Origin of the sequence: Sporocytophaga sp., from assembly GCF_017745095.1 — a bacterium.
In the GTDB taxonomy this organism is placed as follows: Bacteria; Bacteroidota; Bacteroidia; order Cytophagales; family Cytophagaceae; genus Sporocytophaga.
The window spans coordinates 308,920-322,672 of the sequence record NZ_JAGHZZ010000005.1; the positions used below are offsets into that span (position 1 = coordinate 308,920).

A 13,753-nucleotide genomic window follows, 5' to 3' on the forward strand; every position below is an offset into this window, starting at 1 on the left:
AATAAAAAAAGTAAAACTTGATTTTATTGAAGTGATTGTGTTCAAGGTCGTATTTCAATATGGTACCGATTTTGTTATATTTGATAGAATAAATACATTGTTTACATGAAAAAAGAACTTCTATTAATCCTTTTTATTTTTATTGCTGGCACCACATTTTCTCAAAATTTTGAAGGTACTATAAAATGGGCAATGAAGATCGATCTCAAAAATGCTCAGCTTAAGGATGCTAATAAGGGAAATGGTTCGGCTCCTCAAATGGATGTGGAAATAAAAAAGCTTGAGGATCAGATGAATGAACCTGAATTTAAGAAGCAAATGGAAGCTAATCCTCAACTTAAATCTTTAATGGAAGAAAACTTAAACAGGCTAAAATCTATGCAGGCTGCATCTGGCGCTGGTGCAGGGAGTTTTATGCCTACTAGTGTTTTGATCAAAATTAAAGACGGAAACAACCTTATTAAAATGGAAGGAGGAATGTCTGATATGATGGGAGAAATCTTATACATTAAAGATAAAGATCAAAGCTATTCAATAAGGAGAAAAAATAAAACCTATTCTGTATTGCCAAAAGCCCCTGAATCAAAAGAGAAAGAACCGGTAGTAAAAGTGACGAAAACCAGCGAAACAGTTAAAATTATAGGATATACTTGTACCAAATATATTATTCAGGTGACAGACCATGGAAAAACAATTAATCAGGCTGCCTGGACTACCAAGGAAATCAAAGATTTTGATCCAAATGCTTTATCAAAAATGAATTCGTCCGGAAGTAAAGAAGCGAAGTTCTACCTGAGTGGAGTTGAAGGAGTACCTTTAAAAATTGAAAGCGATAACGGTGAAATGAAGATGGTTATGGAAGTTACTGAGTTAAAAAAAACACCACTTGATGGCTCTTTATTTTTAATTCCTTCGGACTATAAATTAGTTAAAGGCATAGGGTTTTAATCTGATGAAAAGTTCAGAAATAGGTTTATACATTTTAATGATTGCTGGAGATACCCAGCAATTTTTATTTTTCGGGCTTAAATGACTTCTTTTCAGTTGTATCTTTCATTTATATATGATTGACAATACGATTCAAATAAATTTCCGATATCAAGCATGTTTATCTGCATGACTCTTATTCATACTTTAAATATTAATGTGAGAAATACGGAAAATAGAAATTCCATCTTCTCATCCGAGAAATTATTCTTTTAACAGAAGAATTGGAATCTGGTATTAATTTATGAAGGTTGTAATTAAAGTTAAAATCCTTGTCCAGAAAGTATTAGATGTTGATATTTAATTTGTTATAGTGAATGATTAAATGTGCTGGTGAAAATAAAATGAAAAATTTGGCTTCTGGCACAAGAATTGTTGTTGTTAAATTGCAAATAATTTTCTTTTAGATTTAGATATTAAAAATCCTTTGATTAGATCAAAGGATTTTTTTATTTCAGGGCAGATGAAGAAATCAAGTATTACTAAGGCGATTAAGGATTTTGTTGAAACGGAGCAAAGTGGTGGTATCGTTCTGATATGTTGCGCTATAGTGGCATTAATATTTTCCAATACATCATTAAGTCATTCCTGGTTTAATTTCTGGGAATTTGAATTTGGATTTATCCAATTAGGCTTATATAAAAATCTGCTCCATTGGGTAAACGACGGACTAATGGCTATGTTTTTTCTTCTTGTAGGGCTGGAAATTAAAAGGGAAATCGTTGAGGGTGAGTTATCTTCCTTCAAAAAATCAATGTTGCCTATCTTTGCGGCTTGTGGTGGAATGATAGCACCTGCTGTTATTTATTCCATTATTAATATCCACGCTGAGACCATTAATGGATGGGCAATTCCAATGGCAACTGATATTGCGTTTGCTCTTGGAGTATTGAGTTTACTTGGCAATAGAATTCCCTTCTCTATTAAAATAATGCTTACAGCCCTTGCCATTGTGGATGACCTAGGTTCAATTGTAGTAATTGGTCTATTTTATTCGGAAGATATATCCGCTACTTTTTTATTGGCAGCAGCAGGAGTTTTCGGAATACTTCTGCTAATGAATAAGTTCGGAGTAAAGTCTGTAATAGTGTATTTATTTACAGGGCTTTTTTTGTGGTATTTTACTTTAAAATCTGGGATACATGCTTCTATATCAGGTGTATTGCTGGCTTTTTCAATTCCTCTTGGAAAAGGCGAAACAGATTCAGCCGCTGAAAAATTGATACATTTTATTCACAAGCCAGTTAGTTTCTTTATTATGCCGGTTTTTGCTCTTGCCAATACTGGATTTATCATTCACGCTAATTTTGAGGAAGTGGCAACTTCGTTGGTTAGCTTGGGAGTTTTGGCGGGGCTTTATTTAGGAAAACCTCTTGGGATTTTTCTTGCCTCATGGTTGGCTATAAAAATGAAATGGACAGACCTTCCGGCAAAAGCTGGATGGAATCATTTACTTGGTGCCGGTTTTCTTGGGGGAATAGGTTTTACAATGTCAATTTTTATTTCACTTCTTGCATTTACAGATACTGATATTCAAGGGTTTTCTAAGATTGCTATCCTTGTTGCTTCGCTTTTATCAGGATTAACAGGTTTTTTTATATTGTCCCAGTCTACCAAAGACTCAGATTAGATTTAGGGTAAAGTTAATGTTTTGATTTAAAGTTAGATGGTTTTTAATCTTACAGAAAATGTAAATTAACCATGGCTTATTTCTATCTTTGAGGTCCTGATCTCCCACATACTAATGTCAGATATATCCTTGCCCATAGAAACAGCCATTAAGAAATTAAATATTGAACTTAATGAAATGCAGTCCGCAGCAATCAAAGCGGGAAAAAATCATAAAAATATTCTTTTGCTTTCTCCCACTGGTTCTGGCAAAACACTTGCTTTTTTATTACCTCTTTTAGAAAACTTAAAAAGTGATGTAAAGGGGACACAGGCTATGATTATAGTGCCTGCAAGAGAACTGGCTTTGCAAATTGAGCAAGTCTTCAAGTCTTTGGGATCGGGATTTAAGGTAGTTTGTTGTTATGGTGGACATCCTATCAAAGTTGAAAGAAACAGTTTAGTTGAATCTCCATCATTGATAATAGGGACCCCGGGAAGGCTTGCAGATCATTTCAGGAGAAAAAGTATTTCATCGGAAGTACTTACAACGCTTGTACTTGATGAGTTTGATAAATCTCTGGAGTTCGGATTTGAAGAGGATATGAGATTTATAGCTTCTGAAATTATTTCTTTGAAAAAGATCTGGCTTACCTCAGCTACAGAGGCCAAAGATGATCTGAATATATTTAGATATAAAGTAGATTTTCATAAAATTAACTTTTTAAGTAATAAAGCATCGAATAAACTTCAATTAAAATACCTGCGATCAGAAGGGACGGACAAGCTTCTTACTTTATTTCAATTGTTGTGTGCCATCGGTAATGAATCAACATTGATCTTCTGTAATCATAGAGATACGGTTGAGCGTATAGGCAATTTACTGTATGAAGAAGGCATTGATCATTCTATATTTCATGGTGGCTTAAAACAAGAGGAAAGAGAAAAAGCATTGGTAACACTGCGTAATGGGACTTGTAAAATTCTACTTACGACCGATCTGGCATCAAGAGGACTGGACATACCAGAGATACGCAATGTAATACACTATCAGTTGGCAACAACTGAAGAGGTTTTTGTTCATAGGAATGGTCGTACAGCCCGTATGTTTGCTGATGGCAATGTTTTTTTATTGCTTTCCGAAACTGATTATTTTCCAGATTATCTAACTGAAGAGCCAAGTCGTTTTGAGTTACCTTCTGAATTATGTCTGCCTGAAAAATCAAATTGGACAACTCTATATATCGGAGCCGGTAAAAAGGATAAGATCAGTAAAGGTGATATTGTAGGGCTATTAATTCAAAAAGGTGAACTTACAAAAACAGAAATAGGAATTATAGAAGTTTATGATTTTGTTTCCTTTGTGGCTGTTAAAAGAGATAAAGCGAAAACAACTATAAAACTCTTGAGAAATGAAAAGCTCAAAAAGAAATCGGTGAAAATAGAATTGTGTCGTTAAATTAACTTAATCACTATCCATTGAAAAATTCTTTCAAATCATTACAATCACTCACTGTATTATAACTTCTAAAATAAATACAAGGATATTTTTAAATCCTGAATTCAGGTTAAACCTTGGGGGCTTCTATAGTAAACAGTTTTCCCCAATCCTTTGAAGTGATCTTTGAAGCTCCTTTTGCTTCCAGTCTTTCTAGTATTCTCTTTTTATACGCCCAACAGGTTTTTTGTCGTATTCCAAGCTGATTGCTTAATTCATGAGATGAAATATTTTTATTGGCAAGAATCAAGTATATCAGGTAGAACGAACTTGTAACAGCCATTTTAGAATTGTGAAAAATAGTAAAGGCAGTTGCAGACTCGTCATAATTGCATTTTGAGCATCTTTTTGAATGAGGTGTTTTTCCAGCAAATGAGCTGACTCCATTACATTTTTTACAGCAATAACCTTTTGACCATTTCAGGTCAGCCAGGTATTTAAAGCAAGCTTCTTCATCAGGATATATTTTCTGGAATTCCTCTAGTGTTAAGTCCTTCAGTTGAAACCTTGCTTTATTTATTTCCTGGATGTTATTGCTTAAAGCTTTATTGTCAATCTCCAGGTGTTTATTGAAGTTTTCTATTTGAAGGTTTTTTTCTTTGAGTACTTGAAGAGTATCAGATAATTCAATGTTTTTAAGTCTTAATTCTTCTGTCCTTTGTTCTATTTTAGCTTCAAGAGTTTTATTGTAATCATTTTTTAGTCTGTCATTTTCTTGAAGTTGTTTGATATGCTCTTCTTGCAATCTTTCTTTTCTCTCCTGTTCAATGCGGAGTCTTTGAGCCATTCCGTATGAAAAAATTACAACTTCTACCAGAAACCCGAAATTAAGAGAATAGATAGTGAATATAGAAGTGGGGATCAGATGTTCTCCTCTTAATAAATATATAGTATAGCAAAGTAAAAAGAAGTTTAAAGCTATCAGGAAATATTTAGCTCCTGCATTTCCTTTTTTATATGCTAATACTCCAGCAACATAGATAAGCGAAAACGGTACAAGGTAAAAATAGTCAAGTATATGAGAATTAATTAATAAGCTGTTGATTGTAAACAACAATGTGTATAATATCAGACTAATGATTAAATACCTATTTAGTTTTAGAGAAATCTGTTTTATGGATAAAAATTTATTTGAGTAGAAATAAAAGCCCAAAATTAATAGTAGCCTGGAAGTTGTAACGATAAATATGTTTATCTCAGGAAAATTCCCCCAAACATATTTAAAACCCATGCCGTCAATCCTATAGGAATTGATGCAGTAGGTTAAAACATATAACACATAGAAAATATAAATTGATTCTTTGGTTGAGAAATAAATAAAGAGATTATACAGAGCCATAATTAAAAGTATGCCATAGAATATACCCAGAAAGTAGTATTCATTGGTTGCATATTCAAATAAGTTTTCGGCTTTTCTGAGGGTAATTCTTAAGCCATTTTTAGTTGGTGTTTTGTAAGAAAAATATACAGTTGTGGATTCGTTTCTCTGCAAATTTATGGGAAATAAAAAGTTTTTATGGGCCAATGGCCTTGTGTCAAACTGCTCAGCAGAACCGGTAGATTTATAGTTGAAAAGTGTATCCTTTTTCTCACTAAAATTAATTCTTTCAATAAAAGGATCCAGGATTTCCAAATACCAAAGTGTGTGTCTGGAATTATTTAAAATTTTAAGCTTGAACCAATATGTTGCATCAGGTTCATAAGGAGTATTGAGATACTTTTGGAGAGACTCAAAATTTTTAAACTGAACTTCTCGAGCGGATAATTTATTTGTTTCGTCTTTGTAAAATTCTATATGATCTCTAATGGAAGGATCGAAAATAGTATTGGTTTTGTCCAATAAAAGATAAGAGTTATCGGAAAATGCAGGAGAGGATATTAGGATTATAAAAAAAAGTAAATACCTCATGTTTAATACAAAAGTAGTCTTTTGAGTCTTTAAAAATACAAAAGTATTTTATGTAGGCATCCTTTTTATCTTCATTTTTTTACTTTTTTAAATATGATGCAGGTTTATTTGTTTGATTACCAGTTGACAATAGGTGGGATGTGTAATTTTAGTGTTGATGGAGAAAATGGATCTAGGGTTATAAAAAGAAAAATGAAATTTTAGTGAAAAAAATATTAAGCAGATAAAGCTAGGAAAACTGGGAAAAAATCAATTTTTGTTGTAGCTTGAACCCAACATCTGAATTGAGTTTAGAATCCTATTTATCTTTTTTTAACAGAATGAATTCTTCTGCAAACGGCACTTTACAAGTTTTTAAAAATCTGGTTGGTACTAAGTATGAAATGTACAACAGCCTTTTCAGCTCTCTACCTTTTCATAAGGTCGAAAAGACTGGAGTACTGTTGTCTCTTTTCCTGCTGCTATGCGAAGAGGGTTTTACGAAAGGAAAAAGCCCTTCAGCAATTATTGAATCTTTCCTGAAGCAATATACTTCATACCGGACGGAAGATGAACAAACAGATTTACTTTTCAGATTTGTACAGTATGCGGAGCGTCAGGTTGTTTTATTTGACGCTCTTGAAGATGCAGCATTTCCATGTGTGCACGACATGAGCGGCCCTGGAACATTAAAGAATTTACAGGCTCAGGTTGTCCATACCCAAAGTCAGGCTGAGTTAAAAGACAAACTGAAGGATTTCTCAGTTCGTTTAGTACTGACTGCTCATCCTACACAGTTTTATCCTAGTGAAGTCCTTGGGATTATTCATGACCTTGCAAAAGCCCTTGTTTCAGATGACACTGCTCTTGTAAACATGTATCTGCAGCAGCTTGGTAAAACTTCATTTTTTAAAAAAGAAAAACCAACACCGTATGATGAAGCTGTAAACCTGATTTGGTTTTTGGAAAATGTATTTTATCATTCGGCCGGAAAGATACTTTCTTTCATAAAAGGAGAATTTCCGACTTTAGTTTCTGAAGATAATTCTTTGATAAGAATGGGCTTTTGGCCAGGAGGTGATAGAGATGGAAACCCGTTTGTTAAGTCGGAAACGTCACTAAAAGTTGCGGAAACACTAAGAGAAGGAATAATTAGATGTTATTATATGGATGTTCGTCGTCTTAAAAGAAGACTTACATTCAAAGGTGTTGAAAATGTACTGGCGGATCTTGAGAAAAAGCTTTATAACAATCTTTTTATACCAGGACATAAAGCCGACCTCAATAAAGAGGGGATATTAGAAGCAATGTATAAAATAAAGGACACGTTAATCAAAGAACATAACGGTCTTTTTGTAAATCTGGTAGAGAACTTTTTAAGTAAAGTCCATGTGTTTGGTCTATTCTTCGCTTCGCTGGATATTCGTCAGGATAGCTCTGTTCACGGACAATTGCTAGATGCTATCTCGGAACAAACTGATCTTTTGCCAGAAGGGTATAAAAAAATGTCAGACGATGATAAAATCAGTGCTCTGATGCAGGTTAAAGGTACTGTGGATTCATCAATTATTGATAATGATTTGTTGAGGGATACATTGGATACAATGTCTTCAATCAAGACTATTCAAAAAATCAATGGAGAGGAAGGATGTCATAGATATATTATCAGCCATAGCACCAGTGCGCTCAATGTCATGGAAGTGTATGCATTACTGACTCTTTCAGGATGGAAAGCAAAATCTATGACAATAGATATTGTACCGTTGTTTGAAACAATTGAAGACCTTAGAAATGCTGCTGATGTGATGAAGGATCTTTATGAAAATAAATCCTATCGTAAACATCTTGAGCAAAGAAATAAAATGCAAACCATCATGTTGGGCTTCTCCGATGGTACAAAAGACGGAGGCTATATGATGGCAAACTGGAGTATTTATAAAGCCAAAGAGGAGTTAACAATGATGGCTAAAGAATACGGTATTCAGGTTGCATTTTTTGATGGGAGGGGAGGGCCTCCGGCAAGAGGTGGAGGAAAAACTCATCAGTTTTATGCCTCTATGGGTAAAAATATTGCTAACAAGGAAATACAACTTACCGTTCAGGGGCAAACAATCAGTTCAAATTTTGGAACTACTGATTCTGCCCTGTTTAACATGGAACAGTTAATGCATGCAGGAATCAGCAATGCATTATTTTCAACCATGGATGAAACATTTACAGAACAGGAAGACGGATTGATGCAGCTTTTATCAGATGAGAGTTTTAAGGCATATAGTGCACTGAAAAATGATCCTAATTTTCTTGAATATTTGAATTTTGCAAGTCCTCTTCGTTATTACGCTGAAACAAATATTGGAAGTAGGCCTTCAAAAAGAAAAGCAGGAAAACTAAATCTGAATGATTTAAGAGCTGTACCATACGTTGGAGCATGGAGCCAGTTGAAACAGAATTTACCAGGATATTACGGAGTGGGAACTGCATTTGAAAAAATGGAAAAAGCTGGAAGATGGAAAGAAGTGAAAAATCTGTACGATAATTCTCTATTCTTCAAAACTCTGTTGGGTAATTGCGAAATGGCTATGAAAAAGTGTTTTTTCCCATTAACGGCGTACCTGTCTAAGCATCCTAAATATGGAAGTCTCTGGAATATGATCCATGATGAGTTTGAAAGGACGTCCAAATACCTTTTAAAACTTTCAGGAACTAAAGAACTAATGGGTGATAAACCCATGGACTTATTGTCTATTCAGATGAGACAAAGAATCGAATTGCCTTTGATCACCATTCAGCAACATGCTTTAACTAAAATTCGTGAAATGGAAGAGAAGGGCGTGGATGGGCCATTGAAAAAAACTTATGAGAATATGGTAATGCGTTGCTCTTTTGGTATTATTAATGCTGAAAGGAATTCGGCCTAATTTTAAATCGGAATATTGGTTTTGTAATATTTTAAGTTTTTATTAATGATCCTCAAATTATCTTGAGGATCATTTTTTTTATCATTGTTTTTTTCTCCACATTCTTTCATTTTCAGCTCCTAATGTTATATTTGTATGATAAAGAAAGCTTTTGATGATCATTTTTTATTTCCCAGTTTATGTCAAGATTCTTAAGAAAAGTCCTCAGGGTTGAAGAAAGTGAAACTTCATCTCTTTTATGGATAATTTGTTTAGGTGTTTTCATAGGAATTGCGATTTCTCTATTTGACCTTGCTTCTGTATCCGTGTTTCTGGAACATTTTAACAAAACTTATTTACCGGGAGCAATGATTTGTTCTGGTCTCCTCACGGTGTTTGTTTCAAATACTTTTATTAGTATTTATAATTGGATATCTTTTTCAAAAGTAAGCCTTATAGCTTCTCTGGTGCTATTGGTAATTCCATTTTCAATTTTACTAATAACTCACTACGCAGCAGGCCTAGCGATTACATATATTGCATTTGTGCTTACTGGGCCTTTAACTGCCCTGGCTTTATTATTATTCTGGGGATTATTTGAAAGGCTATTTGACCTTGCTCAGGGACGCCGTCTTTCAATGAGTGCAGAGAGCGGTATGGTGGTTGCTATGGTAAGTATTTTATCAGTGATTGCATTATCTGAACATAGTTTTTTTAATAAAATTTCAAATCTTTATCTGATCTCCTGTATCAGCTTCGGAATAACTTTTTTTATTTTTATTGCCATTTCTATCCGCAAAACTTTCCTTACGAAAATTGAGATCAACGTTCAATACATAAAAGCTTATAATAACTATAATAAACTAATAAAGCAGAATTATACTCTGTTGCTAATATTATTTGCACTGCTTTCCGGACTTACTTTTTATTTCACGGAATACTTTTATTTGGTTTTTGTAGAAGATCAATATGCTGGTGCTGGAAAAACTATTGATTTTCTTTCAGGTTTTTCTGCAGCTATTATTGGATTAGGTTTTCTTTTACAACTCTTTGCTGCAAGATGGGTAAATGCCAAGTATGGATATTTGACAAGTCTTTTAATTCTTCCAGGATTTTTAGCCTTGTTCACGATGATATTTCTGGTATTGGGTATTGTAGAAGGATTTGATCCCACTAAATCAGTTTTCTTTTTCCTTTTCATGCTGGTTTGTATTTCAAAGCTTCTTTCAGTGAGTCTTTTCAAATCTCTTGAATTTTCTACCTTTAAATTTTTCTTTATGCCACTTGACCATTTACTCAGGTCAGACGTGCAGTCAAAAATAGAGAGAGTTGTAAGAGAATCAGGCAAGGCTGTTGCCGGGTTATTATTAATTATTGCATTAAGATATATTAAAGTTGAATTTATTCCGATAATTCTTCTCGTTATATTAGGAGTATGGGCTTATGTAGCTGTAAGAATGAATAATGCCTATAGGGAAAAGCTTGTGGTAAGCCTTGATATGCCTGAAGAAATTGAAAAAAAAGACAGGGCGGCATCTGGCATTATTGATGAACTTTCATTTACTATTTTAAATATTCCTGGTAAGAACCTTCAGGTATATCTTAATCTTTTGAAGATTTTAGACCCTCATGTTCATAAGGATATTGTCTTGGAATTGTTGAAAAATGAAGATGAAGAGATTTTGAAAATTGCATTGAATGAGGCCTCAGAATTATGTCTTTTGCCAGCAATTCCAGTGTTGTCTGCTATTAAAAATTCAAGATTTTATCCCGTGCTTAGGTGTAGAGACTTGCTTGATAGAGTGTTCGCTCAATTGAACGCTGCGGAGTTTCGTCTTGAAAAGGTTAAATACATAGAACAGCTAACACTTTCAAAATTAAGAAGAGAGAGAGTTTATGGAGCCCTTTTGTCAGCCTATTCTGACGATGCAATTAAACCAAGGCTTTTAAATAAATTGTTCAGGGATGTTGATGGAAAAGTGCGTTATAATGCCGTTGTATCTTCTGCCAATTCAGCTAACTCTGATCTTCAGAAAAACCTTATTGAAAAGCTATCAGAACCTTTTTACAGTAATGGAGCCTTAGCAGCGCTCGTAGCTACCGGAGAGAAAATTTTACCTGCTGCTGAAAATGCTTTTTATCTTACAGGTCAGGAAGAGAAAATTCAGTTAAGGATTGTGCAAGGGTATGGAAGAATGGGGACTGATAATGCTGTTCAATTACTCTTGAAGAAACTTTCATATAGAAATCATAATGTTGCCAGAGCTGCTTTTGAAGCATTAAGCCAATCAGGTTATAATATTACAGGAGACAGAGTAATTCAGTTCAAAGCAGAGCTTGAAGAATATACAAGTGTGTTAGTTTGGAATATGTCAGTTTACCTTGATCTGATAAGTTTTAAGGCTTCTGATGTGATAATTCAGGCAATGCTTTCTGAAATCGAAAGTAATTATGACAGCATCTTTAAATTGCTTTCTCTTCTTTACGATCCTAAGACAATTGCTCTTATCAAAGAAAATATATTTTCAAAAGATGCAGAGAAAAGTGAGTATGCTTTCGGCTTACTCGAAGTGACATTAGGAGAAGAAATGAAGCCATTTCTGCTTCCTATATTAAATACTGCTTCATATGAGGACAAACTTGAAAGAATGCAGGAATACTTTCCATCCGAACCATTGGATGTCTTGGAGATTTTATATGACCTGGTTCAGCGGGATTACAAGTATGTAAACAGATGGACGAAAGCCTGTGCGCTGAAGGAGTTAGCTGAACAGAAAGAAGAAATTAATACAGATATATTTGTAGCCAACATTATCAATCCTGATCCTCTGCTAAAGGAAACAGCATCGGTTGCTCTTTATATTAAAGCACCTCATTTGTTTCCTGTTGCTTTTGAAAGATTCAGAAGAGAATTGGGAGCAAATTTTAGCAAAGATGTAGTAAGTAAAATCCTTATTTCAAATGTTTCCGGGGATCATGAATATGTGATGCTAGAAGAAGGCAAACTTGAAGTAAGCGAAAATAAAGAGTTAATAAATCAGGCGGATGCAAAGGAATATTTTACTTCTCCTAATTTAAAATTTGAAATTATCAGATTTTTAAAGGGGGTTGATGATTTTAGATTTGTTCCAGGTATTATTTTGATGGAGGTTGCCAAAGTAACTTCATTCTATGAATTCAAAAAGGGGGAAACAATCGCAATATTTGAACGACCTGAGAATATTGATTATTATTTTATCCGTTCAGGAAAAATAATGGTGAATAGTGCGGATAGAAATACCGAAGTCTTATCTGAGAATGGTTTTGTTAATAATTTTACATACTTAAGTTCAGCAGATTTCAAAGTTGATCTTATCGCACATACAGACTGTTCTGTTTATAAAGTGAAACAGGAGGAGTTCAATGAAGTAATGTCATTCTTTGAAGACATTCCAACATCAATCGTTAAAAATAAGAAAAATCCCAAGGTATAATAAGATTTTAATTTTTAAAGGAAACTTTATGGAAGATTCGAATTTGTATTTATTGCCTGACTACCCATCCATAAACCCAGGTGAAAACCTTTGGATTGATTATCTTATAAAATACCTTTCATTTGGTCTTTCTCAGAAGGGATTTAATGTAAAGGTATTAAAGGATTTTAATGATCCATTTGAGGAAAACGGAACAGTTGTTTATCTTCCAGTATTTTCTTTATATTCTCTTTCTTCGAATGATTTTAAAGAGCGTCTTGAAAAGATCATTGCGACTCCATCTATATTGAAATGTGGACTAGTAAAAGAAGAAAAAGCATTAAACCCTGCAGCAAAGTCGTATCCGAATCTTAAACTGTCAAAACTTTTTCTCCTTGATCCAGATACAGGAAATGAAATTCAAGAAAAGGATATTTTTAAAAGAGAATTCTTAAATTTTTTCCTTTTTAAAATTTATGATTTATGTGCAGAATTGGAGCGTGAATGTAACAGTAAAATTGTTGATGTGGCTTCTCATGACAAGTCAAAGTCTTTATATTTAGCTGAAGTGACCAGAGATTTAATTCCGGTTAGAGAAGAAATAAGACGGGAGCTTCTTCAATTAGGATACAAGGTTTATCCCAATATTCCGATTTTGGGATCAGGTAAGGATAAGGAAAAGATAATTAATGAACAGATAAAGAATTGTGCGTTATCGGTTCATCTTTTAGGAAAAATATTTGAAGAAACCTCAGAAGGCAATATTCCTAATTATAGTCTGGAAAATCAGGTTGCCGCCCAATATTATATTGACAAGGTTGAAGGCAAATCTCAGGATTTTAAAAGAATTATATGGATTCCGGATAACCTTGTTATCCAAAATGAAAATCAGAAAAAATTTATCAGCCAGGTTCATAAAGAAAAGAGACATTATGCGGGAGCTGATATAATAAAGAGTACAGTTGAAGAATTGAAAGATATTATTATTGAGAAACTGACCTCTAATAATAGTGTTTCCTCATCAGGCCAGACAAGTGGATCAGGAGGTGGACAAAAGGCTGTTTATATTGTAAATAGTGAGAAGAATAAAGAAGGAGCAGAATCGGTAAAGTTCATGCTTGAAGAGTTTGGATATGAAGTTTTTTTAAATAAAATAACGATAGATAAAGAGAAAATAGAGCGAAGCGATTCAATTCTGTTTTATTATCACAATGAAAAGTCAAGTTGGTTGAGGAGTAAAATGTGCGAGCTTTATAAACTTAAGTCCTGGGAATATACCAGTACTTCATTCAGACGAGGTGTTATTAATTTTGAAAATGAAGAATTGCCTGGCGATGAAATTTTCAAAAATGTATACCATGTAAAGGCAGATGGCCAAATTGATAAAGAAGTTTTAATATCATTTTTTAATACAGCTTTTTAA

Annotated in this window: 7 protein-coding genes; 6 read left to right on the forward strand and 1 reads right to left on the reverse strand. The window is 33.7% G+C overall.

The genetic code is table 11. The features are described from left to right. Positions 1-105 precede the first annotated feature (105 nt). The 3 genes from J7604_RS10160 (at position 106) to J7604_RS10170 (ending at position 4,054) form a co-directional block, all read left to right on the forward strand. The gene (locus J7604_RS10160) at positions 106-948 is read left to right on the forward strand and encodes a DUF4412 domain-containing protein (RefSeq protein WP_293895057.1); all 843 of its coding nucleotides are present in this window, start codon (positions 106-108) and stop codon (positions 946-948) included. Between the two features lie 502 nt (positions 949-1,450). Further along, positions 1,451-2,617 carry a Na+/H+ antiporter NhaA gene (gene nhaA, locus J7604_RS10165; RefSeq protein ID WP_293895060.1) on the forward strand — a complete coding sequence of 389 codons (1,167 nt, stop codon included), beginning with the start codon at positions 1,451-1,453 and terminating at the stop codon, positions 2,615-2,617. A 114-nt stretch (positions 2,618-2,731) separates the two neighbouring features. Further along, positions 2,732-4,054, forward strand: a complete 1,323-nt coding sequence (locus J7604_RS10170; RefSeq protein WP_293895063.1) for a DEAD/DEAH box helicase — start codon at positions 2,732-2,734, stop codon at positions 4,052-4,054. A gap of 109 nt (positions 4,055-4,163) precedes the next feature. Here J7604_RS10170 and J7604_RS10175 read toward each other — a convergent pair whose 3' ends face one another. Next, positions 4,164-6,002, reverse strand: coding sequence for a 7TM diverse intracellular signaling domain-containing protein (locus tag J7604_RS10175; protein WP_293895066.1), 1,839 nt, complete (start codon positions 6,000-6,002; stop codon positions 4,164-4,166). 320 nt (positions 6,003-6,322) lie between these two features. Between J7604_RS10175 and J7604_RS10180 the strand changes: the two genes are divergently transcribed. The 3 genes from J7604_RS10180 to J7604_RS10190 all read left to right on the forward strand — a co-directional run bounded on the left by J7604_RS10180 (position 6,323) and on the right by J7604_RS10190 (position 13,753). Next, complete coding sequence (locus tag J7604_RS10180; RefSeq protein ID WP_293895069.1) at positions 6,323-8,899, forward strand: phosphoenolpyruvate carboxylase; 2,577 nt, start codon at positions 6,323-6,325, stop codon at positions 8,897-8,899. A gap of 179 nt (positions 8,900-9,078) precedes the next feature. Then, positions 9,079-12,351: a hypothetical protein gene (locus tag J7604_RS10185; protein ID WP_293895072.1), complete on the forward strand. Its 3,273-nt coding sequence runs from the start codon at positions 9,079-9,081 to the stop codon at positions 12,349-12,351. 28 nt (positions 12,352-12,379) lie between these two features. Beyond that, positions 12,380-13,753, forward strand: coding sequence for a hypothetical protein (locus tag J7604_RS10190; protein ID WP_293895075.1), 1,374 nt, complete (start codon positions 12,380-12,382; stop codon positions 13,751-13,753).

Coding starts and splice junctions, on each gene's coding strand:
- J7604_RS10160 (WP_293895057.1), top strand. CDS start 106: ATGAAAAAAGAACTTCTATTAATCCTTTTTATTTTTATTGCTGGCACC.
- J7604_RS10170 (WP_293895063.1), top strand. CDS start 2,732: ATGTCAGATATATCCTTGCCCATAGAAACAGCCATTAAGAAATTAAAT.
- J7604_RS10190 (WP_293895075.1), top strand. CDS start 12,380: ATGGAAGATTCGAATTTGTATTTATTGCCTGACTACCCATCCATAAAC.
- J7604_RS10185 (WP_293895072.1), top strand. CDS start 9,079: ATGTCAAGATTCTTAAGAAAAGTCCTCAGGGTTGAAGAAAGTGAAACT.
- J7604_RS10175 (WP_293895066.1), bottom strand. CDS start 6,002: ATGAGGTATTTACTTTTTTTTATAATCCTAATATCCTCTCCTGCATTT.
- J7604_RS10180 (WP_293895069.1), top strand. CDS start 6,323: ATGAATTCTTCTGCAAACGGCACTTTACAAGTTTTTAAAAATCTGGTT.
- nhaA (WP_293895060.1), top strand. CDS start 1,451: ATGAAGAAATCAAGTATTACTAAGGCGATTAAGGATTTTGTTGAAACG.